This is a genomic window from Streptomyces sp. G45 (genome assembly GCF_049542095.1).
In the GTDB taxonomy this organism is placed as follows: domain Bacteria; phylum Actinomycetota; class Actinomycetes; order Streptomycetales; family Streptomycetaceae; genus Streptomyces.
Genome location: NZ_JBMUZU010000001.1, coordinates 904767 through 931686, shown reverse-complemented (window position 1 = coordinate 931686; position 26920 = coordinate 904767). Strand labels below are relative to the sequence as shown.

General features: G+C 75.3%; 21 protein-coding genes, 1 pseudogene and 1 riboswitch. Of the genes and pseudogenes, 14 read left to right on the top strand and 8 right to left on the bottom strand.

Features of this window, described 5'->3' with window-relative positions:
- Positions 1 to 77 precede the first annotated feature (77 nt).
- The gene (locus ACOBQU_RS03840) at positions 78 to 830 is read left to right on the top strand and encodes a cobalt-precorrin-6A reductase (protein ID WP_423624483.1); all 753 of its coding nucleotides are present in this window, start codon (positions 78 to 80) and stop codon (positions 828 to 830) included.
- 7 nt (positions 831 to 837) lie between these two features.
- Here the strand turns inward: ACOBQU_RS03840 and ACOBQU_RS03835 are convergent, their stop codons facing one another.
- Genes ACOBQU_RS03835 through cobG form a run of 3 tightly spaced genes read right to left on the bottom strand, consistent with a single transcriptional unit; the run spans position 838 to position 4342 of the window.
- On the bottom strand, positions 838 to 2346 hold the full coding sequence (locus ACOBQU_RS03835) for a precorrin-2 C(20)-methyltransferase (RefSeq protein WP_423624482.1): 1509 nt from the start codon (positions 2344 to 2346) through the stop codon (positions 838 to 840).
- Entirely contained in the window at positions 2343 to 3023 is a 681-nt protein-coding gene (locus ACOBQU_RS03830) for a precorrin-8X methylmutase (protein ID WP_423634237.1), read from the bottom strand. The genes ACOBQU_RS03835 and ACOBQU_RS03830 overlap by 4 nt, the downstream gene beginning before the upstream one ends.
- Positions 3024 to 3040: 17 nt before the next feature.
- Positions 3041 to 4342, bottom strand: a complete 1302-nt coding sequence (cobG, locus tag ACOBQU_RS03825; protein WP_423624481.1) for a precorrin-3B synthase — start codon at positions 4340 to 4342, stop codon at positions 3041 to 3043.
- A 58-nt stretch (positions 4343 to 4400) separates the two neighbouring features.
- A riboswitch (cobalamin riboswitch) is annotated at positions 4401 to 4551 on the top strand.
- Between the two features lie 33 nt (positions 4552 to 4584).
- On the opposite strand from cobG, the gene cobN reads away from it, so the two are divergent.
- On the top strand, positions 4585 to 8238 hold the full coding sequence (gene cobN, locus ACOBQU_RS03820) for a cobaltochelatase subunit CobN (RefSeq protein WP_423624480.1): 3654 nt from the start codon (positions 4585 to 4587) through the stop codon (positions 8236 to 8238).
- A 22-nt stretch (positions 8239 to 8260) separates the two neighbouring features.
- Here the strand turns inward: cobN and ACOBQU_RS03815 are convergent, their stop codons facing one another.
- Positions 8261 to 9223, bottom strand: coding sequence for a GNAT family N-acetyltransferase (locus ACOBQU_RS03815; RefSeq protein WP_423624479.1), 963 nt, complete (start codon positions 9221 to 9223; stop codon positions 8261 to 8263).
- A gap of 318 nt (positions 9224 to 9541) precedes the next feature.
- Here ACOBQU_RS03815 and ACOBQU_RS03810 point away from each other — a divergent pair, with 318 nt between their 5' ends.
- The 3 genes from ACOBQU_RS03810 (at position 9542) to ACOBQU_RS03800 (ending at position 12439) form a co-directional block, all read left to right on the top strand.
- A complete protein-coding gene (locus tag ACOBQU_RS03810) occupies positions 9542 to 10414 on the top strand; it encodes a universal stress protein (protein ID WP_423624478.1) in 873 nt (290 codons plus the stop codon).
- 424 nt (positions 10415 to 10838) lie between these two features.
- Positions 10839 to 11810 carry a universal stress protein gene (locus ACOBQU_RS03805; protein WP_423624477.1) on the top strand — a complete coding sequence of 324 codons (972 nt, stop codon included), beginning with the start codon at positions 10839 to 10841 and terminating at the stop codon, positions 11808 to 11810.
- Positions 11811 to 11962: 152 nt separating this feature from the next.
- Complete coding sequence (locus ACOBQU_RS03800) at positions 11963 to 12439, top strand: VOC family protein (protein ID WP_423624476.1); 477 nt, start codon at positions 11963 to 11965, stop codon at positions 12437 to 12439.
- A gap of 24 nt (positions 12440 to 12463) precedes the next feature.
- Here ACOBQU_RS03800 and ACOBQU_RS03795 read toward each other — a convergent pair whose 3' ends face one another.
- Positions 12464 to 13036 (bottom strand): TetR/AcrR family transcriptional regulator C-terminal domain-containing protein, encoded by a 573-nt coding sequence (locus ACOBQU_RS03795; protein ID WP_423624475.1) that lies wholly within the window; start codon positions 13034 to 13036, stop codon positions 12464 to 12466.
- 385 nt (positions 13037 to 13421) lie between these two features.
- On the opposite strand from ACOBQU_RS03795, the pseudogene ACOBQU_RS03790 reads away from it, so the two are divergent.
- Positions 13422 to 14893: pseudogene (locus ACOBQU_RS03790) on the top strand (FAD-dependent monooxygenase).
- A 20-nt stretch (positions 14894 to 14913) separates the two neighbouring features.
- On the opposite strand, the gene ACOBQU_RS03785 reads toward ACOBQU_RS03790, so the two are convergent.
- Together ACOBQU_RS03785 and ACOBQU_RS03780 are read right to left on the bottom strand one after the other, a co-directional pair.
- Positions 14914 to 15852: a hypothetical protein gene (locus ACOBQU_RS03785; RefSeq protein WP_423624474.1), complete on the bottom strand. Its 939-nt coding sequence runs from the start codon at positions 15850 to 15852 to the stop codon at positions 14914 to 14916.
- A gap of 231 nt (positions 15853 to 16083) precedes the next feature.
- On the bottom strand, positions 16084 to 16686 hold the full coding sequence (locus ACOBQU_RS03780) for an exonuclease domain-containing protein (RefSeq protein ID WP_423634235.1): 603 nt from the start codon (positions 16684 to 16686) through the stop codon (positions 16084 to 16086).
- Between the two features lie 209 nt (positions 16687 to 16895).
- On the opposite strand from ACOBQU_RS03780, the gene ACOBQU_RS03775 reads away from it, so the two are divergent.
- Both ACOBQU_RS03775 and ACOBQU_RS03770 read left to right on the top strand, forming a co-directional pair.
- Positions 16896 to 18074 carry an acyl-CoA dehydrogenase family protein gene (locus ACOBQU_RS03775; protein ID WP_423624473.1) on the top strand — a complete coding sequence of 393 codons (1179 nt, stop codon included), beginning with the start codon at positions 16896 to 16898 and terminating at the stop codon, positions 18072 to 18074.
- A 253-nt stretch (positions 18075 to 18327) separates the two neighbouring features.
- Positions 18328 to 18540, top strand: coding sequence for a hypothetical protein (locus ACOBQU_RS03770; protein WP_423624472.1), 213 nt, complete (start codon positions 18328 to 18330; stop codon positions 18538 to 18540).
- Between the two features lie 7 nt (positions 18541 to 18547).
- Here the strand turns inward: ACOBQU_RS03770 and ACOBQU_RS03765 are convergent, their stop codons facing one another.
- Positions 18548 to 19258, bottom strand: a complete 711-nt coding sequence (locus ACOBQU_RS03765; RefSeq protein WP_423624471.1) for a TetR family transcriptional regulator — start codon at positions 19256 to 19258, stop codon at positions 18548 to 18550.
- A gap of 99 nt (positions 19259 to 19357) precedes the next feature.
- On the opposite strand from ACOBQU_RS03765, the gene ACOBQU_RS03760 reads away from it, so the two are divergent.
- From ACOBQU_RS03760 to ACOBQU_RS03735, 6 genes are all read left to right on the top strand, one after another.
- Entirely contained in the window at positions 19358 to 20287 is a 930-nt protein-coding gene (locus ACOBQU_RS03760) for a zinc-binding dehydrogenase (RefSeq protein ID WP_423624470.1), read from the top strand.
- 191 nt (positions 20288 to 20478) lie between these two features.
- A complete protein-coding gene (locus tag ACOBQU_RS03755; RefSeq protein ID WP_423634233.1) occupies positions 20479 to 21336 on the top strand; it encodes an ArsR/SmtB family transcription factor in 858 nt (285 codons plus the stop codon).
- A 21-nt stretch (positions 21337 to 21357) separates the two neighbouring features.
- A complete protein-coding gene (locus tag ACOBQU_RS03750) occupies positions 21358 to 22293 on the top strand; it encodes an oxygenase MpaB family protein (protein WP_423624469.1) in 936 nt (311 codons plus the stop codon).
- On the top strand, positions 22266 to 24551 hold the full coding sequence (locus tag ACOBQU_RS03745; protein WP_423624468.1) for a tetratricopeptide repeat protein: 2286 nt from the start codon (positions 22266 to 22268) through the stop codon (positions 24549 to 24551). Before ACOBQU_RS03750 ends, ACOBQU_RS03745 begins: the two co-directional genes overlap by 28 nt.
- A gap of 69 nt (positions 24552 to 24620) precedes the next feature.
- Positions 24621 to 26192 (top strand): phytoene desaturase family protein, encoded by a 1572-nt coding sequence (locus ACOBQU_RS03740; RefSeq protein WP_423624467.1) that lies wholly within the window; start codon positions 24621 to 24623, stop codon positions 26190 to 26192.
- A 37-nt stretch (positions 26193 to 26229) separates the two neighbouring features.
- Positions 26230 to 26859 (top strand): TetR/AcrR family transcriptional regulator, encoded by a 630-nt coding sequence (locus ACOBQU_RS03735; RefSeq protein WP_423624466.1) that lies wholly within the window; start codon positions 26230 to 26232, stop codon positions 26857 to 26859.
- Positions 26860 to 26920: the final 61 nt, after the last annotated feature.

Genomic DNA, 26920 nt, shown 5'->3' with positions numbered 1-26920 from the left:
CCCCTTCAGGGCGCTGCCCCCGCGCCCCTACGGGGCGCTCTCCCCGCACGCTACGTATCGAAGGGACCCGCACCGTCGTGCACGTACTGGTACTGGGAGGGACCACCGAAGCCCGGCGGCTCGCTGAGGCGGTGCACGGCACCCCGGGGCTGCGCCTGACCACATCCCTCGCCGGGCGCGTGGCGAGCCCCCGGCTGCCGCCCGGGGAGGTGCGGATCGGTGGGTTCGGCGGCGTCGAGGGGCTGACCGGCTGGCTGCGCGCACACCACGTGGACGCGCTCGTCGACGCCACGCACCCCTTCGCCGGGACGATGAGCTTCCACGCGGCGCGGGCCGCCGAGGCCGCCGGGGTGCCGCTGCTCGCGCTGCGCCGCCCCGGGTGGGCCCCCGTCGAGGGCGACCAGTGGCACGACGCCGGTTCCCTGGAGGAGGCCGCGCGGCTGCTGCCGCGGCTCGGTCGGCGCGTGTTCCTCACCACCGGGCGCATGGGGCTCGCCGCGTTCGCCGCCCTGGACGACCTCTGGTTCCTCGTCCGGTCCGTGGACGCGCCGGAGGCACCGCACCCGCCGCGCATGGAGGTCCTGCTCGACCGGGGCCCCTTCACCCTGGACGGGGAGCGCGACCTGCTGCGCCGCCACCGCGTCGACGTCGTCGTCACCAAGGACAGCGGCGGCGCCGCCACCGCGCCGAAGCTGACGGCCGCCCGTGAGGCGGGACTGCCCGTCGTCGTGGTGCGCAGGCCCCCCGCGCCCGAGGGCGTACCGGAGGTCCCCGGCCCCGAAGAGGCGGCCCGCTGGATCACGGACCGCCTCGGTCACGACGGCGGATGAGGCCCGGCTACTCCTCCGGGTAGCGGCGCGGCGTCCAGACGACCTCCTCGCCGACACCGCCGTCCGCGCCCTCTCCGCGCCGCACCACCTGCGTCTGCGACGAGCCGACCAGCAGGATCGTGCGCATGTCGACCTCCGCCGGGTCCAGGTCCGCGAGCCGCACGATCCGCACGCGCTCACCGGCGCCGCCCACGTCTCGCGCCACCACCACCGGAGTGTCCGGCGACCGGTGTTCCAGCAGCAGCTCCCGGGCCTTGCCGACCTGCCAGGTGCGGCTGCGCGAACCCGGGTTGTACAGGGCGAGCACCAGGTCGGCCGCGGCGGCGGCGCGCAGCCGCTCGGCGATGACCTCCCACGGCTTGAGCCGGTCCGACAGCGACAGCGTGGCGTAGTCGTGGCCGAGCGGCGCGCCCGCGCGGGCGGCGGCCGCGTTCGCGGCGGTCACCCCCGGTAGGACCCGCACCGGCACGTCCGCGTACGCGGGCTGCGAGGCCACCTCAAGGACGGCCGTCGCCATGGCGAACACCCCCGGGTCGCCCCCGGAGACCACCGCGACCCGCCGCCCGCGCCGGGCCAGGTCGAGCGCGAACTCGGCGCGCTCCGACTCCACCCGGTTGTCCGAGCCGTGCCGCCGCTGCCCCGGCCGCCGCGGCACCCGGTCCAGATACGTCGTGTACCCGACCAGGTCGTCGGCGGCGGCCAGCGCGCCCCGCGTCTCGGGCGTCAGCCACAGCGGACCGGCCGGGCCCGTGCCGACCACCACGACCTCGCCGCGCTCCCGCGCCGCGGGCCGCTCGGCGTCGACCTTGCTGGGCAGCACGGCCACCGCGAAGTACGGCACGTCGTCCGCGTCCACGTCCGCGAGGGCGGCGGTGCGCTCCCCGGCCATCGTGGCCCGCTCCACGTACCGGGCGTCGTCGAGGCGGCCCGAACTCTCCAGGGCCCGGCGCACCTTGGGGAAGGTGCGCCCCAGCTTCATGACCACCGCCACGTCCGTCGCGGCGAGCCGGGCGGTCAGCTCCTCCTCGGGCAGCGTGCCCGGGAGGATCGTCAGCACCTCCTCGCCCTCGACGAGCGGCGCGCCGAGCCGGGCCGCGGCGGCCGACACCGACGTGACACCGGGGACGACCTCGGTCTCGTACCGGTCGGCGAGCCGCTTGTGCATGTGCATGTAGGAGCCGTAGAAGAGCGGATCGCCCTCCGCGAGGACCGCGACCGTGCGGCCCGCGTCCAGGTGCGCGGCCAGCCGGGCCGCCGCCTCCTCGTAGAACTCCTCCATGGCGCCCCGGTATCCACCGGGGTGATCGGTCGTCTCCGTGGTGACGGGATAGACCAGGCGCTCCTCGATGTGGTCCGGGCGCAGGTGCCGCTCGGCGATGGACCGCGCGATGGACCGGCCGTGCCGGGCGCTGTGGTACGCCACGACGTCCGCCTCGGCGATCACCTCGACGGCCCGCACGGTCATCAGCGACGGGTCACCGGGGCCGAGCCCCACTCCGTACAGCTTGGCGCTCATTCTTCCTCGCTCGCGATCGCGTTGAGCGCGGCGGCCGCGATGGCGCTGCCGCCGCGGCGGCCCCGCACCACCAGGTGCTCCAGGCCAAAGGGGTGCGCGGCCAGGGCGTCCTTGGACTCGGCGGCGCCGACGAAGCCGACGGGCACGCCGATGACGGCGGCGGGCCGCGGCGCGCCCTGCTCGATCATCTCCAGGAGGCGGAACAGGGCGGTCGGCGCGTTGCCGACGGCGACGACGGAACCTTCGAGGCGGGGGAGCCACAGGTCGAGCGCGGCGGCGCTGCGGGTGGTGCCCAGCTTCGCCGCGAGCTGGGGCACGGCCGGGTCGGACAGCGTGCACAGCACGTCGTTGTCGGCGGGCAGCCGCTTGCGGGTCACGCCGCTGGCCACCATCTGCACGTCGCAGAAGATGGGCGCGCCCGCGCGCAGCGCCTCGCGGGCCCGGGCGACCACGCCCGGCGTGTGGACCAGGTCCCGTACGAGGTCGACCATCCCGCAGGCGTGGATCATGCGGACCGCGACCTGGCTGACGTCGGCGGGCAGGGCCGCGAGGTCCGCCTCCGCCCGGATGGTGGCGAAGGACTCGCGGTAGATCGCCGCGCCGTCCTTCTCGTAGTCGTACGTGGTCACGGTGCTCTTCTCGCTGCTCTCGGTGTGTGTGGGGGTGAAGCGGGTCATGCGGTGTTCAGGGGGCGTCATGGGGTGATCGCCGCCAGGGCGGCTTCGAGGCGGGCGGGGTCGTCGAGGGCGACGGCACCCCCGTCGTCCCGGCCGGGCCCGGCGGCCGACAGGCGGTAGCCGCCGTCGGCGACGGCCACCGCGTCGATCCGGTCGCCCGGGGGGTGCCCGCAGCGGCGTGCGCAGCCGGACCAGTACAGGGGCAGGCCGCCGGGCGTGGCCTCGGGCAGGGCGCGCGCGGCGTCCGCCCGCACGTCCGCCAGGGACTTGGCGCAGCCGGGCCGCCCGATGCAGGCGCCCACGCGCAGCCACGGGGAGTCGGCGTCCGTGACCAGGCCGGTGGCGCCGAGGCGCCCCAACGCCTGTGACGCGCCCGCGGAGTCGAGGCCCGGCACGGGGACGACGACACCCCGCCACGGCGTCAGCCTCAGCTCCCCCAGGGGGGACCCGGCGGCCACAGAGGTCAACTCCCGCCACTGCGGGGCCGTCAGACGGCCCAGCGGGGCGTGCACCGCCAGGGTGTCACCGGTGACACCCGGAGCCGGGACGCGCGCGGCGCCCACCGGATCCAGCGGCTGCCGCGCGCAGTCGACGCCACCGGCCGACAGGGCGTCCCGCACGCGGTCCAGCAACGCGCCCTCGGAGAGGGCGAGTTCCCGTACCCGCCAGGCGTTGGTGCCGCTCGTCCGCGCCACCTCCAGGAACGTCTCCGCGGCGATCAGCGCGGCGCGCGGCGCGTCCTCGCCGGACACCCGCAGCGCCTCGCCGCCCGCCCCGAGGCCCAGCAGCGCGCCGCCGTCCGCGGTCGCGCGCAGCGTCACGTCCGCGCCGAGCCCGGCGACGTCGGCGCGGCCGTCGTCGAGCGCGAACAGGAACCGCCCGGACAGCTCCCGCGCGGCGTCACTCGCGCACAGCGCCGCGTCGAGCGCCACCAGCCAGGGCCGCACGTCCCGCAGCCCGGCGCCGTCGAGGCCGGACAGCGGCGAGGCGACGACGTTGCGCACCCGCTCGTGCGCGGGTGACGGCAGCAGCCCGGCCGCGGTCAGGGCCGCCGCCAGGTCCGCGCCGCAGGTGTCCGCGAGGCCCCGCAGCTGCACATTGCCGCGCGAAGTGAGATGCAGTTCACCATCGCCGAGTTCGCGCGCCGCGTCGCCGAGCGCCCGCGCCTGGCGCAGGCCGAGCACACCGCCGGGAACCCGGACGCGCGCCAGCGCCCCGTCGTGCGCGGAGTGCAGCCGCAGGGCGCCCGGGCAGGCGTCACCGCGGTCCCGTGAGGCCGCCGCGGCCTGGGGTGATGTGCGGAGGGGAGCCGAGGGCATGGCGGCGAGCATACCTACGATCACACCGGGTGGACGCCCCCGCACCGAGCCATCGCCGCCTACTATGCTGCTCGGCGGATCATCCGATCCGCCATCGCCAGACGGCGACAGGGGAGGAAGCCCGGTGCGAGTCCGGCGCGGTCCCGCCACTGTGAGCCGGTCCCCCAGGGACCCGGTGAGCCAGGAACTCCCGCCGTCGTGAACCGCCCGGGGCGCGGACCCCGAGGAAGGCCAGACGCCGCATGCTGCCCGCATCCGGGGACCACACCCCGAGCTCTTCGTCTCCCCGCATCCTGCTCCTGTCGACGTCCGACACCGACCTGCTGAGCGCCCGCGCGGCCACCGGCCCCGTGACGTACCGGTTCGCGAACCCCGCCCGGACCGCCCTCGACGACCTCCCCGCGCTTCTCGACGGCGTGGACCTCGTCGTCGTACGCCTCCTCGGCGGGACCCGCGCCTGGCAGGAGGGCCTGGACCTGCTCCTCGCCGACGGCCGCCCCGTCGTCGTGCTCACCGGCGAACAGGCGCCCGACGCCCAGCTCATGGCCGCCTCCACCGTCCCCGTCGGCATCGCCGCGGAGGCCCACGCCTATCTGGCGCACGGCGGCCCCGCCAACCTGGAGCAGCTGGCCCGGTTCCTCTCCGACACCGTGCTGCTCACCGGCCACGGCTTCGAGGCGCCCGCGCCCGCCCCCACCTGGGGGCCGCTGGAGCGCGAGGCCAAGCAGGTGGACGGCCCGACCGTGGCGGTGCTCTACTACCGCGCCCACCACATGAGCGGCAACACCGCCTTCGTGGCCGCGCTGTGCGACGCCGTCGAGGAGGCGGGCGCGCGGGCGCTGCCCCTGTACGTGGCCTCGCTGCGCGCCCCCGAGCCCGAGCTGATCGACGCGCTGCGCGGCGCCGACGCCATCGTCACCACCGTCCTCGCGGCGGGCGGCACCAAGCCCGCCGACGCCTCCGCGGGCGGCGACGACGAGTCCTGGGACGCGGGCGCCCTGACCGCCCTGGACGTGCCGATCCTCCAGGCGCTGTGCCTGACCGGCTCGCGCTCCGCCTGGGAGGAGAACGACGAGGGCGTCTCCCCGCTGGACGCCGCCAGCCAGATCGCGGTGCCCGAGTTCGACGGCCGCCTGATCACCGTGCCGTTCTCCTTCAAGGAGATCGACGCCGACGGCCTGCCCGCGTACGTCGCCGACCCCGAGCGCGCGGCCCGCGTCGCCGGGATCGCCGTGCGCCACGCCCGCCTCAGGCACATCCCGGCCGCCGACAAGCGCCTCGCGCTCGTGCTGTCCGCGTACCCCACCAAGCACGCCCGCATCGGCAACGCGGTCGGCCTGGACACGCCCGCGAGCGCCGTGGCCCTGCTGCGCCGCCTCAAGGACGAGGGGTACGACTTCGGGGACGCCGACATCCCGGGCCTGGTCTCCGGCGACGGCGACGAGCTGATCCGCGCCCTGATCGAGGCGGGCGGCCACGACCAGGACTGGCTCACCGAGGAGCAGCTGGCCCGCAACCCGATCCGCATCCCCGCGGCGGACTACCGGCGCTGGTTCGCCACGCTGCCCGAGGAGCTGCGGTCGGCCGTCGAGGAGAAGTGGGGCCCGGCGCCCGGCGAGATGTTCGTCGACCGCAGCCGAAACCCGGAGGGCGACATCGTCCTCGCCGCGCTGCGCTTCGGCAACCTGCTGATCCTCATCCAGCCGCCGCGCGGCTTCGGCGAGAACCCCATCGCGATCTACCACGACCCGGACCTGCCGCCGTCCCACCACTACCTGGCCGCCTACCGCTGGATCGCCGCCTCCGCCGCCGACGGCGGCTTCGGCGCCGACGCGATGGTCCACCTCGGCAAGCACGGCAACCTGGAGTGGCTGCCCGGCAAGAACGCGGGCCTGTCCGCCGCCTGCGGCCCCGACGCGGCCCTCGGCGACCTGCCCCTGGTCTATCCGTTCCTGGTCAACGACCCGGGCGAGGGCACCCAGGCCAAGCGCCGCGTGCACGCCACCCTCGTCGACCACCTGGTGCCGCCGATGGCGCGCGCCGACTCCTACGGCGACATCGCCCGCCTGGAGCAGCTCCTGGACGAGTACGCGCAGATCAGCTCGATGGACCCGGCGAAGCTCCCGGCGATCCGCGCCCAGATCTGGACGCTCATCCAGGCCGCGAAGCTCGACCACGACCTCGGCATGGACGACCGGCCCGACGACGACGGCTTCGACGACTTCCTGCTGCACGTCGACGGCTGGCTGTGCGAGGTCAAGGACGCGCAGATCCGCGACGGCCTGCACGTCCTCGGCGCCCCGCCCGCCGGTGACGACCGGGTCAACCTGGTCCTCGCCATCCTGCGCGCCCGCCAGATCTGGGGCGGCACCACGGCCCTGCCCGGCCTGCGCGAGGCACTCGGCCTCGACGAGTCCGCGGCCACCCGCACCACGGCCGACGCCGCCGAGGACCAGGCCCGCGCCCTGGTCGTGGCGATGGAGGCGGCGGACTGGGACCCGGCGGCCGTCCCCGCGGTGGCGGCTTCGGTCGCCGAGGACCGCCGTGACCAGGTGACGGCCATCCTGGAGTTCGCGGCCCGCGAAGTCGTCCCGCGCCTGTCGGCCACGACGGCCGAACTCGACCACGCCGTGCACGCCCTGAACGGCGGCTTCGTCCCCGCGGGCCCGTCCGGGTCCCCGCTGCGCGGCCTGGTCAACGTCCTGCCGACCGGCCGGAACTTCTACTCCGTCGACCCCAAGGCCGTCCCGTCCCGCCTCGCCTGGGAGACCGGCCAGGCCCTCGCGGACTCCCTCCTGGAGCGCTACCGCGGCGACAACGGCGAGTGGCCGACGTCCGTCGGCCTGTCCCTGTGGGGCACCAGCGCCATGCGCACCGCGGGTGACGACGTCGCCGAGGCCCTGGCGCTGCTCGGCGTCCGCCCCGTCTGGGACGACGCGTCCCGCCGCGTCACCGGGATCGAGCCCATTCCGTACGAGGAGCTGGGCCGCCCCCGCATCGACGTCACCCTGCGGATCTCGGGCTTCTTCCGCGACGCCTTCCCGCACACCATCGGGCTGCTCGACGACGCCGTGCGCCTGGCCGCGTCCCTCGACGAACCGGCCGAGGTCAACCACGTGCGCGCCCATGTGCGGGCCGACCTCGCCGAGCACGGCGACGAGCGCCGCGCCACCACCCGCATCTTCGGCTCCCGCCCCGGCACCTACGGCGCCGGACTGCTCCAGCTCATCGACTCCCGGGACTGGCGCACCGACGCCGACCTCGCCGAGGTCTACACGGTGTGGGGCGGCTACGCCTACGGCCGCCAGCTGGACGGCCGCCCGGCCCGCGACGAGATGGAGACCGCGTACAAGCGCATCGCGGTCGCCGCGAAGAACACGGACACGCGCGAGCACGACATCGCCGACTCCGACGACTACTTCCAGTACCACGGCGGCATGGTCGCCACGGTCCGCGCCCTGCGCGGCACCGCGCCCGAGGCGTACATCGGCGATTCCACCCGGCCCGAGACGGTTCGCACCCGCACCCTGGTCGAGGAGACGTCCCGCGTCTTCCGCGCCCGCGTGGTCAACCCCAAGTGGATCGAGGCGATGCGCCGCCACGGCTACAAGGGCGCCTTCGAACTCGCCGCGACCGTGGACTACTTGTTCGGCTACGACGCCACCACGGGCGTCGTCGCCGACTGGATGTACGACAAGCTCACCGAGACGTACGTCCTGGACCCCACCAACCGCGAGTTCCTCCAGGAGGCCAACCCCTGGGCGCTGCACGGCATCGCCGAGCGGCTGCTTGAGGCGGAGTCCCGCGGCATGTGGGCCAAGCCCGACCCGGCGGTCCTGGAAGCCCTGCGCCAGGCGTACCTGGAGACGGAGGGCAACCTCGAAGGGGAGGAGTAGGGCCGCGCGCCGCTGAGGCGGGTCACGCTACGGGGCGGGTCAGCTCCCAGGTGTCGACGGCGAAGTCGAGCGTCATGCCGTGGCGTTCGTACAGGGCGAGGGCGCCGGTGCTGTTGTCGGTGTCCACGCCCAGGCCGATGCGGTCGCGGCCGCGCGCCGCGTAGTGCCCGAAGGCGTGCCGCAGCAGATGGCTGGCGAGGCCCTGCCCCCGGGCCTCGGCCCGCACGCCGAGGGCGCTGATCCAGGCCATCGCGGCGCGGTCGTCGTGACTGCGCAGCGCGGCCACGTCGCCGCGCCCCTCGACGTGGGCGATCCAGATCAGGGACCAGTCGACCCGCTCGGCGTCGATGTCGTCCAGCCACTGCGCGTACGTCCGCGGCTGGAAGTCGAAGTGGTCGGTGAACGTCTCCTGGAGCAGCGCGTGGGCGCGGCGGCGGTCCGGCTCGGCGAGGCAGGGGCGCAGCGTCACGCCGGGCCGCGGCGCCGGGGCCGGGTCGGTGGCCGGGGACAGGGCGCGGGTGAGCACGTTGTACCGGCGGACCGGGCGCCAGCCCCGCGCGCGCAGCGCCTCGGGGGCGACGGTCGGGGCGAGGCTGAGCTGGAGGTGCAGCACCGCCCGCGCCGCCCCGTTGGCCGCGGCCCGCTCGGCGGCCCGCGCCTCCATCAGGTCGAACAGGTGCTGGGCGGCCGCTTCCTGGTCCGGCAGCGCGTAGTGGTCGACGTCGATGCGCTCGCCGCCCGACTCGTCCCACAGCAGCCCGTACCCGACGAGCCGTCCGCCGTCGAACACGAGCCAGGAGTCGCGCTCCAGGTCCACCTCCGGATGCTTCAACTCCGAGCGCACCTCGGTGAGTTCGCTGAACGTGCGGCCGATCTCCAGGGTCTCGACCCGCTGGCGCAGCGCGCACACCGCTTCCGCGTCGTCGAGCGTCACCGGGCGGACGGTGAGACCGGGCGGCAGGGGGATGGGCGGCGTCGTCGTCATGGACTCACTGTCCGGTGGCGGTGTCCCCGTTCGCAACGGAGTTTTCCCGGGGCCGGTACGGGGCGGGGCGCGGGCCCGGGTGCCTTCCGCCGGGCGCGCGGGGGTGGGGCGGGGCGCGCGGGTGCGCGGCCGCGCGGAGCGGGGGGGCGCCTGGACACGCGCGGGGGCCAAGTGGCCCCGCACACCGGCCTGTTCGCCCCTCCCGCCGTCGTCGGCGCGGTGTCACCGTCGTGGCCACGAGGGCCATGAGAGCCACAGCCTCCCGGTGACACGGCGCTGCCGGGGCGGCCACGCGGACGACGGAAGGGGAGATGACCAGTGGAGCACCCGTTGATCGTGGGCGTCGACGGCTCCGAGGCGAGCCTGCGGGCACTGGACTGGGCGGTCGACGAGGCCGTGCGCCGGTCGGTGCCGCTGCGGATCGTGCACGCGTCGAGCTGGGAGTGGTACGAGGGGCGGGAGCCGTCCTTCGGGATCAACCGCGCCTCGGTGCGCGCCCAGGCGGACCGCGTGCTCGCCGACGCCGCGGAGCGCGCCTACTGCCGCTCGACCTCCGCGAAGGTCACCAGCCAGGTGCTCGACGAGGACCCGGCGGCGGCGCTGATCCGCGAGAGCGGCGCGGCGAGCGGAGTGGTCGTGGGCAGCCGGGGCCGGGGCACGCTCGCCGGGCTGCTGCTCGGCTCGGTGAGCCTGTCCGTCGCCGCCCGCGCCCACGGTCCGGTGCACGTGGTCCGCGGCGGTGACCGCAACGTCCGCGGCGGCTTCGGGCGCGTCGTCGTCGGCGTCGACGAGGCGGCCCAGGCGGGCCCGGCGCTGGCGTTCGCGCTGCGGGCCGCACGGCAGCGCGGCGCCGACCTGGAGGTCGTGCACACCTGGCGCTGTCCCGCGCACCAGGTGCCGGACCGGCCCCGGCCCGCCGACGCGGGTGACCCGCACCAGCGCCGTGCGGAGGAGGAGGTGGAGGAGGCGCTGCTCGGCGTGGACATAGGGGAGCGCGGCGCGGTCGCCGTGCACCGCAGGGTCGTCGAGTCCAGCCCCCGCACCGCGCTGCTCGACGCGTCGGCGGCGGCGGACCTGCTGGTCGTCGGCGCCCGCCGCCGCGGCGGCAGCGTCGGCATGCAGCTCGGCGCGGTGAACCACGCGGTCCTGCACCACTCCCAGTGCCCGGTGGTGGTCGTACCGCACCAGTGAGCGCGTGGTGTTCCGCGCGGCCAAGGGCCCCGGCGCCGCTGAGCGGGGCCCGCGCGCGGGCCGGGCGGGACACTCGTGCTGGCCGGGCGGTACACCCGTACGGGGCCGGGGGGGGCTCGTCGACCGGCCGGGCGAGACGGGCGTACGCACGTGTGGGGACGGTCCCGTACGGCCGGACGCGTACCGGGGCGGGCGCGTCCGCTCGACGCCGTTCCCCGGAGCGGGTCTGACGCGCCCCCTTCGGGGAACCCGGACGACGTACGGGTGCCGGGCGGCCCTCGGCGCCAACGGCGGCCGTCGGCTAAGGGGCGGATCCGTCCGCTGGTCAGCCCGCCGCCGTCCGGGCAGCTGAGGCTCGGGCGCGCCGCGCCCGGCACCTGCCCGGACACCACCACCGACCGCTCACCCCGCTCCTGGACCCACCATGACACGCCACCGCACACCGACCCCGTCCCGCACCCACCCGCACCCCCGCCGCCACGTGGCGCGCCCGGGGGCCCGGCGGGTGGTCACCGTCGGCATCGACGGCTCCGGAGCGAGCATGGACGCCGCGGACTGGGCGGCCCGCGAGGCGCTGCGCCGCGGAGTGCCGCTGCGGCTGCTGCACGCCGAGGTCACGCCCGTCCACCCCGGCCGGGTCCGCCGCCTCACGACGGTGGCCGAGCCGCAGCGCGGCGTCCTGGACCGGGCGGCCATCGCCCTGGCGTACGTCCACCCGGCCCTGGAGATCCACGCCCAGCAGCCCCCGGGACCCGCCGTGCCCGCGCTGCTCGCCGCGAACGCCGAGGCCGAGTCGCTGGTCCTGGGCTCCCGGGGACCGGCCGGGTACGGCGGCTTCCTCGTCGGCTCGGTGGCCGCGGCGGTCACCGAGCGCGCCGAGCGGCCCGTGGTCCTGGTCCGCGCGGGGGAGCGCGCCGAGGACGCGCACACCCCGGACCCCGACGGCACGCCCTCGCGGAGCACGCCCTACCGTCCGGTCGTCCTCGGCCTCGACCCGGGCCGCGCCGGGGACGCGCTGATCGAGTACGCCTTCACCGCGGCGGCGGTCCGCGGGGCGCCGCTGCACGTGGTGCATGCCTGGACGGTGCCGCCGCTCACCGGGCGCGTGCCCCGCCTGGTGGCGCCGGACGACCTGGCGGACGTCGGGGCGCTGGAGACGCGCGCCTGCCTTCGGCTCGGCGCCGTCCTCCGGCCGTGGCGGGCCAGGTATCCGCGGGTCGAGGCCGTGGAACGGGTGGCCTTCGGGCGTCCCGGGCTGCATCTGCTGCAGGCCGCCTTCGGGGCCGCCCTCCTGGTGGTCGGCCGCCGCGCCGGGCACGGGCCCTCGCTGGGGCGGACGGTGCGGTCGGTGGTGCAGCACGTGCCGTGTCCGGTGGCGGTGGTGCCGCACGCCTGACCGGGCGCCGCGCGCGCAGCGGGGGAGCGGGCGGGCGCGGGGGTGCGGCGCGGAAGTTTCCCCGTCCGGTGGCGATGAGTCCGCGCTCGGGCGACGGTCGTACAGGTGACGGAAGAAACGCGCACCGCCGCCGCGGACGACAGGAGAGCCCCATGCCCAGGATCACGCCCAACCTCTGGTTCGACACCCAGGCGCTGGAAGCCGCCGAGTTCTACGTGTCGGTCTTCCCCAACTCCGAGGTCACCAACGTCTCGTACTACGGAGAGGGCGCGCCCCGCCCGGCCGGTACGGTCCTGACGGTCGAGTTCGGGCTGGACGGCCAGCCCTTCACCGCGATCAACGGCGGGCCCGAGTTCACCTTCGACGAGGCGGTCTCGCTGTCGATCGACTGCGCGGACCAGGAGGAGGTCGACTACTACTGGTCGAAGCTCACGGCCGACGGCGGCCAGGAGAGCCAGTGCGGCTGGCTCAAGGACAAGTACGGACTGTCCTGGCAGGTCATCCCCAGGGAGCTGGGCACGCTGATCGGCGACCCGGACCCGGAGCGGGCCCAGCGCGCCATGGGGGCCATGCTGAAGATGGGCAAGATCGACGTGGCGGCGCTGCGGGCCGCCGCCGACGGCGCCTGAGGGAGCGCGTCCGGGCCCGGGGAGTCAGTCGCGCCCGGGTCCGAGCAGCATCGCGAGGCCGTGCTCGAAGCGGCCCTCGAACGACGCGTCCCCGAAGTGCCGTGCCAGGCGGCGCAGTGACGGGTAGTCACCCGCCGCCAGGGCCCGGGTGAGGCGCGGTTCGCCCTCGTCCGGCAGGGACTGCTCCTCCTGGGTCAGGCCGAGGACGAAGTACTGGAGGTTCCAGGCCGTCCACGCCGCCTCGCGCTCCGGCAGGCCGCCGTCGAGCAGCGCCGCGGTGAGCGTCTCGGCGAAGCGCAGTGTGGCCGGTTCCGCCGCGTAGGTGCCCGCGACGATCCGGGCGCCGTCCCGGTGCGCGAGCAGGGCCTGGCGGTAGCGGCGCATGATCTCGCGCACCCGTCGGCGCCACTCGGCGGGCAGCCCGTCCAGCGGGACCTCGCCGACGATCGCGTCGGCCATCAGCTCCAGGAGTCGGGTCTTGGTCTTGGCGTGCCAGAGCACGGTGTTCATCCGCACGCCGAGGCGGTCCGCCGTGCCGCGTACGGACACGCCGTCCGCGCCCTTCTCGGCCAGCATGCCGAGGGCGGCGCGGGCCACGGCGTCCGGGGTCAGTCCGGCGCGGTAGCCGCTCTCCGCCCGCGCGTCAGCCCGGGACGCCGCCCGCGCATCCGTCCGCGTCCCGGCCTGAGTCTCGGCCCGGGGCTCCGCCTGTGTGTCAGCCCCTGTCTGCGCTGGTGACTGCGCCGGTGCCTCCGTCTGTGTCTCCGTCTGTGTCTCCGCCCGTGTCTTCGCTCGCACGGGCGGATCTTGCCTTTTGGTCACTGACCTAGTCTACTGATGCCATTCGCATTTGGTCGCTGACCAAGAGTGGTCCGGGCGGCCCGCCCGTGCGCCGCCGTGCCGCCATCGCCGCGGGCGGAGGGCGGTGGGCGGTGGGCCGCCGCCACCGGAGCCCGAGAAGCACGTCAGCAGAGGAGCACCCATGCACACCGACCGCCTCGACCGGCCGGACCGGTACGTCGTCATCGCGGGAGCGGGCCCGGTCGGCCTGTGGCTCGCCGCGGAACTGCGCCTGGGCGGCGTGGAGGTGACCGTCCTGGAGCCGCGCGCCGAGCCGTCCCCGCACTCCAAGGCGCTCACCGTGCACCCGCGCACCCTGGAGGTCCTGGCCTTCCGCGGCGCCGCCGAGCCCTTCCTCGCCGAGGGCGTCCGCATCCCCGACGGGCACTTCGGCGCCCTCGACCACCGCCTGGACTTCGGCGGCCTCGACACCCCCTACCCCTTCACGCTCGCGCTGCCCCAGGCCCGCACCGAGGCCCTCCTGGAGCGGCGCGCCCGGGCCCTGGGCGCCGACATCCGCCGCGGCCACCGCCTGACCGGCCTGACCACCGCGACCGAGGACACCGACAGCGTCCGCGTCGCCGCCGAGGGCCCCGACGGCCCGTACGCGCTCCAGGCGGCGTACGTCGTGGGCTGCGACGGCACCCACAGCACCGTGCGCGCCGCCGCGGGCATCGCCTTCCCCGGCACCGACAGCACGGTGTGGGGCTGGCTCGGCGACGTCGTCCTCGACGACCCGCCCGCCCGGCCCGCGTTCGGCGCCTCCACGCCCCATGGCGGCCTGCTCTGCGTCCGGCTCCCCGGGGGCCTGCACCGCTTCGTGGGGAACACCCCCGACGGCCAACGGACCGACCGGCCCGGCGAGTTCACCCTCGACGAACTGCGCGCCCACGTCGTGAACATCACCGGAGGAGACTTCGGGATGCGCGACCCCGCCTGGCTCTCCCGGTTCGGCAACGCCACCCGGCAGGCCGAGACCTACCGCAAGGGCCGGGTGCTGCTCGCGGGCGACGCCGCCCACATGCACTACCCCGCCGGAGGCGTCGGCCTGAACGTCGGCGTCCAGGACGCCACCAATCTCGGCTGGAAGCTCGCCGCGGTCCTGCGCGGCGCCGCACCGGACGCGCTGCTCGACACCTACCACGACGAACGGCACCCGGTCGGCGCCGAGCTGATCACCAGCACCCGCGCCCAGACGGCCCTGATGACCGCCTGCTTCTCCGCCGAGGGCCGCGCCCTGCGCGAGCTGCTCAGCGAGGCCGTCGCCGCCGTGCCCGCGTTCTCCCGGCGGCTCGCCGAGGGCCTGTCCGGCCTCGGGGTCGCGTACGGCACCGCGCACACGACGGCGTACGGGACCGAGGACGGGCCCGGCGCCCACCCGCTGACCGGGCGCCGCGCCCGAACCTCCAACTGGGCCCCGGAACCCGCCTGTTCGACCTCCTGCACGACGGCCGCCCCGTCCTCCTCGACTTCGCCCGGGACGCCGACGACCCCTCGGCGGACGTGATTGTCCACCAGGGGCCGCCGATCGGGGACCGTCCCGACTGGGTGGGGGTGGGTGCCGCGCTGATCCGGCCGGACGGGCACGTGGGGTGGGCGCGGGCGGCGGCCTGAGCGCGGCCGCCCCGTGCCGGTCAGCCGAACGCGATGGAGGTGACCTTGTTGTCGAAGTTCACCCTGCGCAGGTCCGCGACGTCACCGGAGACCACCTTGGACTCGCCCTTGCAGTCGCGGCGCGACCACAGCTTGAGGGAGCCGTCGGCCGACAGGGACGAGGCGACCTTGGGGCGCGGCACGTTCTGGCAGCCGGGGCCCGCCACGCCCTGCGCCGGGTCCTGGAAGTTCCGGTTGTCGAACAGGATCACGCTGGTGGCCGGAGCGCCCTGGCCCTGGCCGCCGTCCTGGCCCGCGCCGCCCCCGGCGGGCCGCCCCGCCTTCTGGCCGTCCGGCGTCACGCCGAACCACGTGCCGCCCACGCCCTGGCCGTTGGTGTCGCCGGGCTTGAGGTCCTTGCTGAAGCGGTAGACGGGCCAGCCGCCGATCGTGACCTGGCGGGTGCCGTCGTCCCGCCGGATGACACCGACGTCCGAGGCCTTCACGCCGTTCACGAATATCTTGCTGCCCGGGTCGACGAGGACCGGGGGCCAGGTGGTGGCGCAGGCGCCGTTGCAGGTGGACTTGGAGGGCCGGGCGGTGTCCTTGTCGAAGCGGTAGAGGGTGAAGCCGGAGCCGTTGACGACCACCGGGTTCAGGTCGCCCGCCCGGCCCGCCGACAGCTGGACCCACTTGCGCTGCACGGGCTTCGTGGCGGGCTTGCCGGGCGGGTTGGCCCAATCGCCGGTCCGCTGGGGTGCGTTGTGCTGCCGGGCCGTGCCCGAGCGCAGCGACAGCTCCATCGCGTACCCGGACTCGTCGACGGCCTTGCCGTCGGACCGCTCGGCGTTGGCGGCCGGGGCGTTGCCCGCGGGCTCCCCGGCGCCCTCGCTGCCGCCGCCACAGGCGGTCAGGGTGAGGGCGCCGACGGTGGCGAGGGAGGCGAGGAGCAGGGCGGGCTTGGCGGTACGGCTGGACATGGTGGTCTCCTTGGGATCGGTGTCCGGCGGGGCGCACCCCCGCCGGGCCGGTGGTGAACGCTGAGCTGACGCGTGCCTTCGTGGCGTCAGTACGGGCGGCGGGCTCAGGGGCGTTCAGCGCTCAAGGGGGCCGTGACCAAACCGAGACAGTGTCTAAGTCGGGGCTCCGTCCGGAAACCGACCGTGCCGAGACGGCGGTGGGACCAGGCCCGTGCCGTGACCCGGGGCCCCTCAGTCCTGCCGCAGGCACCCCGGCGGCAGGTCCGCGCCGTGGGCGGTCAGGTGCCGCAGGGCCGCGGCGAAGGAGTAGCAGTCGAACAGCGCCGAGTGCTCCTGCCCGGCAGCCGGTTTCGGCAGGCCGAGCACCTGCCACAGGCGGCCCACGTTGGCGGTCGCCGTGGCCGGTGCGACCGTGTTCAGCCAGGGCCGGATGTTCACGAACGCGGCGTCGAGGACGCTGTGCTTGAGCTGCTCGCCGCGCGCCCGTGCCCAGCCCGCGTTCTCCCCGATGACGACCATGTCGTTGCCGTAGCTGAGCGCGGTGCGGCCCCGGCAGAAGCCGAGGAAGTCGCCCAGCGCCTCGGCGGGGGCGCGGCCCTCGCGGTCCACCGCCTCCTGGGTGATGCCCGTGAGCCCGGTGAAGTACGGGGACAGGCGCGGGTTGACCACGGGGCGCACCAGGGCCTCGTACTCCTCGACGACGGACAGGTCCGCGTCCAGGCGCAGCGCGCCGATCTGCACGATCTCGCGCAACTGCCCCGGCTCCGCCCAGTCCTGCTCCAGGGCTCCCGGCCAGGTGGTGAACTCCAGATCGAAGACGACGAACGTCGACACACGCGACACGTGCGCAACTCCTTGCCTTGGGGGCGGGGTGCGCATCCTAGGCACGCCGGGTGACCGCCGGGCGGACGGTCACCCGGGGGAGCCGGTCGCGCCCCGCCCTTCCCCCTTACTGGAACACGTTCTACTGTGTGCGCCGACAGGCCGGGACACCGCGGAAGGCGCCGTCACAGGGGCCGACACTGGGACCGTCAGGAGGGGCCGTGCACCTCGAACACACGCCTGAGCAGCAGCGGTTGCGCGCCGAGTTGCGCGCGTACTTCGCCGGACTCGTGCCCGACCACGGCGCGGCGCGGTACGCCGAGCCCGCCGCCCAGAAGCGGTTCTACCGCGAGACGATCCGCCGCCTCGGCGCCGACGGCTGGCTCGGCGTGGGCTGGCCGAAGGAGTACGGCGGGCGGGGCCTGACGGCCGTCGAGCAGTTCGTGTTCTTCGACGAGGCCGCCCAGGCGGGCGTCCCGCTGCCGCTGATGGCCCTCAACACCGTCGGGCCCACGCTCATGCGCTACGGCACCGACGAGCAGAAGGCCGCCTTCCTGCCGAAGATCCTCTCCGGCGAGATCGACTTCGCGATCGGCTACAGCGAACCCGACGCGGGCACCGACCTCGCCGCGCTCAGGACCCGGGCCGTGCGGGACGGCGACACGTACGTCGTCAACGGCCAGAAGATCTGGACCACCAACGGCGACACCGCCGACTGGGTGTGGCTCGCGGTGCGCACCGATCCCGACGCCCCGCCGCACAAGGGCATCACCATCCTCCTGGTGCCGACCTCCGCCCCCGGCTACTCCTGCACCCTCATCCACACCCTCGCCGGGCACGACACCACGGCCAGCTACTACGAGGACGTACGCGTGCCCGTCACCCACCGCGTCGGCGAGGAGAACCACGGCTGGCGGCTGATCACCAACCAGCTCAACCACGAGCGCGTCACCCTCGCCGCCCACGGCACCATGGCGATCCGCGCCCTGCACGACGTGCGCCGCTGGGCCGCCGGGACCAAGCTCACCGACGGCCGCCGCGTCATCGACCTGCCGTGGGTGCGCCGCCGCCTCGCCCAGACCCACGTCCGGCTGGAGGCGATGAAGCTCCTCAACTGGCAGATGGTCAGCTCCGTCCAGGACGGCACCCTCACCCCCCAGGACGCCTCCGCCGTCAAGGTCTACGGCTCCGAGGCCCGCCGCGACGCCTACGCCTGGCTGATGGAGGTCGTCGGCGCGGCCGGAGCCCTCAAGGAGGGCTCACCGGGCGCGGTCCTCCACGGCGAACTGGAACGCGGCTACCGCTCCGCCGTCATCTTCACCTTCGGCGGCGGCAACAACGAGATCCAGCGCGAGATCATCTCCTGGATCGGCTTGGGAATGCCACGCGTTCGACGCTGAGACCGCCACGGGGAGGGCGCCCGGCCCGCGTGCCAGCGGGATGCTTGGCGCTCGCTCCACCGTGCGCCCTCCCCGGGGCGCCCGCGGCACCGCCCGTTCGCGCGCGGCCATCCCCTCGCCAGGCGCTCGCCGCTTCCGGGAGCCAGGCCGGGGACCTGGCCGTGAAGGCCACCTTCGAGAGGGGCTACGGGTGGCCCATGGGGAGCCGAAGCGTTCGGCTCGCTCGCCAGTCCGTTTCGTCGCCCTGCCGCTCATGGCGGCCCGGCTCGGCCGCGACGAGAAGGCGGCGGAGGACCTGCTGGAAGGCTTGGTGGACGCGGGACTCCTGACGTCGACGGGCCCGGGCTGCTACCAGATGCACCACCTGGCCCGGCTCTACGCTCAGTCGCGTACGGGCTCCATGGGGCCCGCGGAACCTGTGGAGCGTACGGACGGTGGCGAGCCGCCCACGTGGGGGCTTGCCTGACGGCCTCTCAGGCTCCCCTGCCCGAGGGGGCGGGCGTCCGGCGTCGCTGGCCGGTGGGCCGTTCCGCCTTCAGGGACAGCGCAGCGGGCAGCGCCGCGAACGCGGTGCGCAGTTCGGCCGCCAGGGCCGGGCGGTCCGGGGCCTCGGGGAGGTGCACCCAGGTCTCCAGGGCGCGCTGGTGGGCGGCCACCAGGAGGTCGACGGCCAGGCGCGGGCGCAGGTCGCGGGGGTCGTCGAGGGCGAGTTTGCGGCGCAGGACCTCGGCCGCCGCGCGGCTCGTGCGGTCGCAGAAGTGCAGGCCGTGGGCGTCCATCGACGGGGTCCTCGCGGCGAGTCGACGGCTCAGCCGGACGCGGTGCGCCCAGCCGTCGTCCGTCATGCGGTCGAGCGCGGCGAACAGCGACACCTGGAGCATCCCGAGAGCCGTCCCGCCGTCCGGCTCCCGCCCCTCGAAGTCGTCGAGGAACGCCGCCCACAGGTCCTGGGTCGGCGCCATGGCCACGTCTTCCTTGCTCGTGAAGTACCGGAAGAACGTGCGCTTGGAGACCTCCACCGCCTCGCACAGGTCGTCGAGCGTCGCCCCGTCGAAGCCCCGGTCCGTGAACAGCTCAAGGGCGGTGTCGATCAGGGACTGGCGGGTGCGCAGCTTCTTGCGCTCGCGCAGGGAGAGCCGCGGGGCGGTGTCGGCGCCGGTCGTCGGCGCATCGGTGCTGGCCATCGAAGGGAGTGTAGCGCGGGCGCCAATGCCTCTTGTAGGTTAATGCCACTCAGTGGCACATTTCAGTGCCGCGCCGATCCCCTGAAGGGCTGCTTCGCCATGCGTGCACTCGTCGTCGACCCCGCCGCCCCCGGCCGCCTGCGCCTGGGGCAGGTCCCGGAGCCGGAACCCGGCCCCCACCAGGCGCTCGTCCGCGTCACCGCCACCTCGCTCAACTTCGGCGAGGTCAAGCACGGTCTCGCCGAGGCGCCCGCCGGATCCGTCCTCGGCTGGGACGCGGCCGGTGTCGTCGAGCGGGCCGCGGCCGACGGGTCCGGGCCCGCCGCCGGAACGCCGGTCGTGACCCTCGCCGCCGACGGGGCCTGGGCCGAGCTGCGCGCCGTCGACACGGACTGGATCGGCGCCGTCCCGGCCGGGGCCGACCCCGGCGCGCTGAGCACCGTCCCCGTCGCCGGTGCCAGCGCCCTCCAGGCGCTGCGCCGGATCGGCCCGCTCCTCGGCAGGCGCGTCCTGGTCACCGGCGCCACGGGCGGCGTCGGCCGCTACGCGGTGCAGCTCGCCCGCCGGGGCGGCGCGCACGTCATCGCGTCGACCGGTGACCCCGCGGCGCACGGCGAGGGCCTGCGGGCGCTCGGCGCGCACGAGGTCGTGACCGGCCCCGACGCGCTGACCGCCCCCGTGGACGGCGTCGTCGACAACGTCGGCGGGCGCCAGCTCGTCGAGGGCTACGCCCGGCTCGCCGAGCACGGCACGCTCGTCTCGGTGGGGCGGGCGGAGCAGCGGCCGGACGAGTTCCCCGCCGGGGCCTTCAGCGGCGCGCCCGCCGCGCACGACCGGGCGCTCGTCAGCTTCTACCTGCTGCGCTGCGCCGGGGTCGGGGCCGATCTGGCGACGCTGGCCGGGCTCGTGGCGTCGGGGGAGCTGGACGCGCAGGTCGCCTGGCGCGGCTCCTGGGGCAAGGCGGCCGAGGCCTGCGAGCTGCTGCTCGGGCGCCGCCTGCACGGCAAGGCGGTGCTGGACCTCGACTGAGGGGGCGGGGCCGGTCGCTTGAGGGGGAGGGGCCGGTCGCTCTCCGGCGCGTCCATGGCGCCGGGGGCCGCGTGGGCCCCGCCGGTCCCGCTCCGGTCGCTTCGGCTTGACATGCAGCCGAATGGCTGCCTAGCGTTTTAGGCAGCTAAACGGCTGCATGTGGGAGGGGTGGAGCGGAGATGGACAGCGGGATGGACGAGGTCTTCAAGGCGCTCGCCGACCCCAGTCGGCGGCGGCTGCTCGACAGCCTCAACGCCCGCAACGGGCAGACGCTGCGCGAGCTGTGCTCCGGCCTCGACATGGCCCGGCAGTCCGTCAGCAAGCACCTCGCCCTGCTGGAGGCGGCCCACCTGGTCACCACCCTCCGCCGGGGCAGGGAGAAGCTGCACTACCTGAACGCCGAGCCGATCAACGCCATCGCCGACCGCTGGATCAGCCGCTACGACCGCGCGCGGGTGCACGCACTCGCCGACCTGAAGCACGCACTGGAGAGCATCCCCATGACCAGCACCGACAGCACCGACAGCATCACCGGCACCGACAGCACCACCGACGTGCCCCGGGCGGACGCCACCGCCTTCGTCTACTCCACCTACATCAGGACCACCCCGCAGCAGCTCTGGCGGGCCCTGACCGAACCGGCCTTCACCCGCCGCTACTGGAACCTGGAGTTCGTCACCGACTGGCAGCCCGGCTCCGTGATGGCCTGGGAGGGGCAGGGCCTCACCGGCGCCGACCCCGAGCAGGTCGTCCTGGAGTCCGACCCCTACCGGCGGCTCTCCTACACCTGGCACACCTTCACGCCCGCGTTCGCCAAGGCCGTCGGGCTCGACGACGACACCCTCGCCGCGATCGCCGCCGAGCCGCGCTCCAAGGTGACGTTCGACATCGAGCAGGTCGGCGAGACCGTCAAGCTCACCGTCGTCCACGACGGCTTCGAGCCCGGCAGCACCGTCCGCGCGATGATCGACGACGGCTGGACGCTGCTCATCTCCAGCCTCAAGACCCTCCTGGAGACCGGCGAGAAGCTCCCCGACGCCCCGGAGTAGCCTGCGGGCAGGAGGTGGGGCATGCCCGCTGCGGACCCCGGGCTCTTCGGGCCCACGTCGGTGACCTGGCAGCTGCACGGCGACCCCATGATGTGGGTCGCCGGAGTGCGCGCCCTGTACCTCCAGGCGCTGCACCCCCGCGCGGTCCGCGGCGTCATGCAGAACTCCGACTTCCGCAGGGACGCCTGGGGCCGCCTCATGCGCACCGCGCGGTTCGTCGGCACCACGACGTACGGCACCACCGAGGCCGCAGAGAAGGCCGGGGCCCGCGTCCGCAAGATCCACACGATGCTGACCGCCACCGACCCGGACACCGGCGAGGTCTACGGCGTCGACGAGCCCGCCCTGCTCCTGTGGGTGCACTGCGCCGAGATCGACTCCTACCTCCACGTCGTACGCCGCTCCGGCTTCCCGATGAGCGACGCCGCCGCCGACCGCTATGTCGCCGAACACCGCGAAAGCGCCCGCCTGGTCGGCCTCGACCCCGCCCGCGCCCCGGCGTCCACGGCCGAACTCGCCGCGTACTTCGAGGGGGTGGCGCCGGAACTCGCCGCCGGGCCCGAGGCGCGCGCCGTCGACGCCTTCCTGCGGCGCCCGCCCACGCCACCGCTGCTCGTCCCGGCACGCGACCTGCTGTGGCGGCGCGTGGCCGACCTGGCCTACGCGTCGCTGCCCCGCCACGCCCACGCGCTCTACGGCCGCCCCGCCCCACCGCCCGCGACGGTCACCCGCCGCCTCGTGCGCACCGGCGCCGCGCTGCGCCGCGTCCCCGCCCGCGTGCGCTGGCAGCTGCCGCCCAAGCACATTCTGCGCGCCATGGCCCGGCTCGGCCCGGGCAGCCGCCCGGCCCCGTACAAAGTCGACAGACAGGACGCCATACTGGACGGGCCGGGGAGGGCACAGCGAGGCGACGGGGGCGATGGCGCGAGATGCCGGAAGAGGGGGACACCAGGCTGATCCAGGGCCGGTACAGGCTGCTCGACCTCATCGGCCGCGGCGGCATGGGCGAGGTGTGGCGCGCCCGCGACGAGTCGCTCGGCCGCCGGGTCGCCATCAAGTGCCTCAAGCCGCTCGGCCCCCAGCACGACCCCGGGTTCACCCGCGTCCTGCGCGAGCGCTTCCGGCGCGAGGCGCGGGTCGCGGCGGCGCTCCAGCACCGCGGCGTCACCGTCGTCCACGACTTCGGCGAGAGCGACGGCGTCCTCTTCCTCGTCATGGAACTGCTGGAGGGCCGCAACCTCAGCCAGCTCCTGGAGGACGTCCAGGCGCACCCGCTGCCCGTCCCCGACGTCGTGGACATCGCCGACCAGGTGGCCGCCGCCCTCGCCTACACCCACGAACAGGGCATCGTGCACCGGGACCTGAAGCCCGCGAACATCATGCGCCTCGCCGACGGCACGGTGAAGATCTGCGACTTCGGCATCGCCCGCCTCGGCCACGACATCGGCTTCACCTCCCGCCTCACCGGCACCGGCATCGCCATGGGCACCCCGCACTACATGTCGCCCGAGCAGATCAGCGGCGCCGAGGTCGACCAGCGCAGCGACCTGTACTCCTTCGGCTGCGTCCTGTACGAACTGGCCACCGGGGCGCCGCCGTTCGACCTGGAGGACGCCTGGGCGATCCTCGTCGGCCACCGCGACACCCAGCCCGAGCCGCCGCGCCGGCGCCGCGGCGAACTCCCCGAGTACTTCGAGCGGATCGTCCTCGACCTGCTCGCCAAGGAGCCCGACCAACGGCCCCCCGACGCCCGGGAGCTGGGCCGCCGCATCGCCGCGGGCCGCATCGCCTCCGGCGCGCCCGCGCCGCCCGGGGCGTCGTCGCTGTGGTACGTGCCCACCGTCGTCACCTCCCCGGCGCGCCGCCCGGCCCCGCCCCCGCCCGCCCGGCGCGAGCCCCTGCTGCCGTCCTGGACGCGGGGCATGACGACCGGTCACAAGGCGACCGGCGCCGCCCTCGGCGCCGCCCCGCCGGACGCCGCCGCGGGCCTCACCGGCGAGTGGATCCCGCGCGCCACCGGGCGGCCCACGGTCGTGCCGCCGCCCCCGCCCGAGCGCCCGAAGCCGTCGGCGGACGTCCTCGCCACCCTGGCCGGGCGCCACAACGCGGGCCTGAGCCTGGCCCGGCTCGGCCGCTGGGCGGAGGCGGGCGAGGTGCACCGCGCCGTCGCCGCCGAGCGCGAGCACGTCCTCGGCCCCGACCACCCCGACACGCTCGCCAGCCGGTACGAGGTCGGCTTCACCCTCAGCCGCACCGGGCGGCCCGCCGACGCGCTGCGCGAGTACGGCCGCGTCGCCGACGGCCGCGAGCGCGCCCTCGGCCCCGAGCACGGCGACACCCTCGCCGTCCGCCAGGAGATGGCGTACGTCCTCGGCCAGCTCGGGCGGCACTTCGAGGCCCACCAGGTGTACACCTCGGTGCTCGCCGCGCGGGAGCGCACCGCGGGCCCCGACCACCCCGACACGCTGCGCTGCCGCCACAACCTGGCCTTCAACCTCAGCCGCCTCGGCCGCCTGGAAGACTCCTACCGGCTCGCCCGCCAGGTCGCCGACGCCCGCGCCCGCGTCCTCGGCCCCGACCACCCCGACACCCTCGTCACCCGGTACGAAGTCGCGTACGCGCTCGGCCAGTTGGGCCGCTGGCCCGAGGCGCTCCAGACCTATCGCGACGTCGCCGAGGCACGCACCCGGGCCCTCGGCGCCGACCACCCCGACACCCTGGCCGCGCGCTACGAGGTCGGCATCAGCCTCGGCCGCCTGGGCCGCAGCGCCGAGGCCCTGGAGCTGTACCGGGCCCTCATCGACGACCGCACGCGCGTCAGCGGCCCCACCGACCCCGAGACGCTGCGCGCCCGCCATGGCCTCGGTGTCAACCTGGGCCGCCAAGGCCGCTGGGAGGAGGCCCTCGCCGAGGCCCGCGACGTGTGCGCCATCCGTGAGCGCGTCCTCGGCCCGCACCACCCCGACACGCTGGTCAGCCGCCGCGAGGTCGCCGTCGGCCTCGGCTGGCTCGGCCGCTGGACGGACGCCCTCGCCGAGTACCGCCGCGTGGCCGCCGCCCGCGAACAGGTCCTCGGCACCGGCCACCCCGACACGCTCGCCAGCCGCAGCGACGAGGCCCACTGCCTGGAGCAACTGGGCCGGGGGAGCGAGGCGGTGGCGCTCTACCGCAGGGTCGCGGCACTGCGCCAGCAGCGCGCCACCCAGGGACGCTGACCCGTCCGGCGCGGCCCGCACGGCGGGCGCACGGCGGCTTACGCATGCCGATCCGTGTTACGAAGGACCATGCGAACCAGCTACGACGCCGTCGTGCTCGGCGGCGGCCACAACGCCCTGGTGGCCGCCGCCTACCTGGCCCGCGCGGGCCGCTCCGTGCTGCTCCTGGAACGCCTCGGCGAACCGGGCGGCGCCACCGTGTCCAGCCGCCCCTTCCCCGGCAGGGACGCCCGCGTCTCCCGCTACTCGTACCTCGTCAGCCTGCTGCCCAGGAAGATCGTCCGGGATCTGGACCTGGACTTCCGGGTGCGGACCCGCGCCGTCTCGTCGTACACCCCCACCGTCCGCGACGGGCGGCCCACCGGACTGCTCGTGGGCGGCGGCGAGGCCCGCACGAGGGAGTCCTTCGCCCGCCTGACCGGCGACGACCGGGAGTACGAGGCCTGGCGCGCCTTCCACGCCCTCACCGCCCGCGCCGCCACCCGGATCTTCCCGACGCTCACCGACCCGCTGCCCACCCGGGCCGAGCTGCGCCGCGCCGTCGACGACGAGGCCGCCTGGCGCACCCTCTTCGAGGAGCCGATCGGCGCCGCCGTCGAGGCCCGCTTCGCCGACGACCTGGTCCGCGGGGTGATCCTCACGGACGCCCTGATCGGCACGTTCGCCGACGCGCACGACCCGACGCTGCGGCAGAACCGCTGCTTCCTCTACCACGTCATCGGCGGCGGCACCGGCGACTGGAACGTCCCCGTCGGCGGCATGGGCGCCCTCACCCGCGCCCTCGTCGACGCCGCCCGCGCGGCGGGCGCCGAGCTGCGCACCGGCCACCAAGCCGTCCGCGTCGCCACCGACGGGCGGCACGCCGAGGTCACGTACCGCACCGGCGACCAGGAAGCCACCGTCGGCGCCCGGCACGTCCTGGCGGGCACCTCGCCCCACGAACTGGCCGCCCTCACCGGCCGCACCCCGCCGCCGCCCGCCGAGGGCGCGCAGCTGAAGGTGAACATGCTGCTCAAGCGGCTGCCCCGACTCCGCGACCCGCGCGTGGACCCGCGCGAGGCGTTCGCCGGGACCTTCCACGTCGCGGAGGGGTACGAGGAGCTGGCGCGCGCCCACGCCGAGGCCGCCGCGGGCACGCCGCCCACGGCCCCGCCGTCCGAGATCTACTGCCACTCGCTGACCGACCCCACGATCCTCGGCCCGGACCTCGCCGACAGCGGCCACCACACCCTGACCCTCTTCGGCCTGCACACCCCCGCGCGCCTGTTCACCGAGGACACCAACGACGCGGTGCGCACCGCGCTGCTGGCCGCCACTCTCGACCGGCTCGACCGGCACCTCGCGGAGCCGATCGCCGACTGCCTGGCCACCGACGCCGACGGCCGCCCCTGCGTCGAGGCGAAGACCCCGCTCGACCTGGAGCGCGACCTGCGCCTGCCGGGCGGCCACATCTTCCACGGCGACCTGTCCTTCCCGTACGCCGACGAGGAGCGGGACTGCGCCGGGCAGCGGTGGGGCGTGGCGACCGCGGACGCCAACGTGCTGCTGTGCGGCGCGGGCGCCGTCCGCGGCGGCGGGGTCAGCGGGATCGCCGGGCACAACGCGGCGATGGCCGTCCTTGAGGCGGCACGGGAGCGGTGACCCGGGGGCGTCCGCGCTGGTGTACGGTCGGATGACCATGGCTTCCCGACGAGACGACCGCAGCGCGGACACCCTCACCTTCACCGAGCGGGCCCGCCGCAAGCAGCTCATCGAGTGCACCATCGACCTCATCTCGACGCGGGGCTACCCGGCGACGTCGCTCGCCGCCATCGCCGAGCACGCGGGCCTGTCCAAGGCGGCCGTCCTGTACCACTTCGCCTCCAAGGACAACCTGACGCAGGCGGCCCTGGCGCAGGTCCTGGAGGAGTTCACCGCGTACGTCAGCGAGCGCGTCGCCGCCGAGAGCGACCCGCGCGCCGCCGTGGTCGCCTACGTCCGGGCGATGGTCGGATACCAGCAGGCCAACCGCCGCCACGTCCGCGTCATCACGGAGATGCTCCTGGACGACGGCGGCGGCACCCGACTGAAGACCCCCGGCAGCCATGACACGGCGGGCCGCTGGCAGGCCCTGGCCGAACTGCTCGCGGCGGGCCAACGGGCGGGCCGGTTCCGCCCGTTCGACCCCACCGTGGTGTCGCTGGCCGTCGGCGGCGCCATCGACGGCGTCATCAGCCACTGGCTGGCCCACCCGGACCTGGACCTGGATGCGGCGGCCGACGAACTGGTCGCGTTCACGCTGCACGCGATCGAACCGCGCACGCCGTAGGAAGCGAACGGGCCGCCGCGACACGGTAGTTGACGACGGAGGGTGACGACGGAGGGTGACG

Coding starts and splice junctions, on each gene's coding strand:
- ACOBQU_RS03760 (WP_423624470.1), top strand. CDS start 19,358: ATGCGTGCACTCGTCGTCGACCCCGCCGCCCCCGGCCGCCTGCGCCTG.
- cobN (WP_423624480.1), top strand. CDS start 4,585: ATGCTGCCCGCATCCGGGGACCACACCCCGAGCTCTTCGTCTCCCCGC.
- ACOBQU_RS03785 (WP_423624474.1), bottom strand. CDS start 15,852: ATGTCCAGCCGTACCGCCAAGCCCGCCCTGCTCCTCGCCTCCCTCGCC.
- ACOBQU_RS03755 (WP_423634233.1), top strand. CDS start 20,479: ATGGACGAGGTCTTCAAGGCGCTCGCCGACCCCAGTCGGCGGCGGCTG.
- ACOBQU_RS03800 (WP_423624476.1), top strand. CDS start 11,963: ATGCCCAGGATCACGCCCAACCTCTGGTTCGACACCCAGGCGCTGGAA.
- ACOBQU_RS03745 (WP_423624468.1), top strand. CDS start 22,266: ATGCCGGAAGAGGGGGACACCAGGCTGATCCAGGGCCGGTACAGGCTG.
- ACOBQU_RS03805 (WP_423624477.1), top strand. CDS start 10,839: ATGACACGCCACCGCACACCGACCCCGTCCCGCACCCACCCGCACCCC.
- ACOBQU_RS03740 (WP_423624467.1), top strand. CDS start 24,621: ATGCGAACCAGCTACGACGCCGTCGTGCTCGGCGGCGGCCACAACGCC.
- ACOBQU_RS03830 (WP_423634237.1), bottom strand. CDS start 3,023: ATGACCCGCTTCACCCCCACACACACCGAGAGCAGCGAGAAGAGCACC.
- cobG (WP_423624481.1), bottom strand. CDS start 4,342: ATGCCCTCGGCTCCCCTCCGCACATCACCCCAGGCCGCGGCGGCCTCA.
- ACOBQU_RS03815 (WP_423624479.1), bottom strand. CDS start 9,223: ATGACGACGACGCCGCCCATCCCCCTGCCGCCCGGTCTCACCGTCCGC.
- ACOBQU_RS03835 (WP_423624482.1), bottom strand. CDS start 2,346: ATGAGCGCCAAGCTGTACGGAGTGGGGCTCGGCCCCGGTGACCCGTCG.
- ACOBQU_RS03735 (WP_423624466.1), top strand. CDS start 26,230: ATGGCTTCCCGACGAGACGACCGCAGCGCGGACACCCTCACCTTCACC.
- ACOBQU_RS03750 (WP_423624469.1), top strand. CDS start 21,358: ATGCCCGCTGCGGACCCCGGGCTCTTCGGGCCCACGTCGGTGACCTGG.
- ACOBQU_RS03770 (WP_423624472.1), top strand. CDS start 18,328: ATGGCGGCCCGGCTCGGCCGCGACGAGAAGGCGGCGGAGGACCTGCTG.
- ACOBQU_RS03765 (WP_423624471.1), bottom strand. CDS start 19,258: ATGGCCAGCACCGATGCGCCGACGACCGGCGCCGACACCGCCCCGCGG.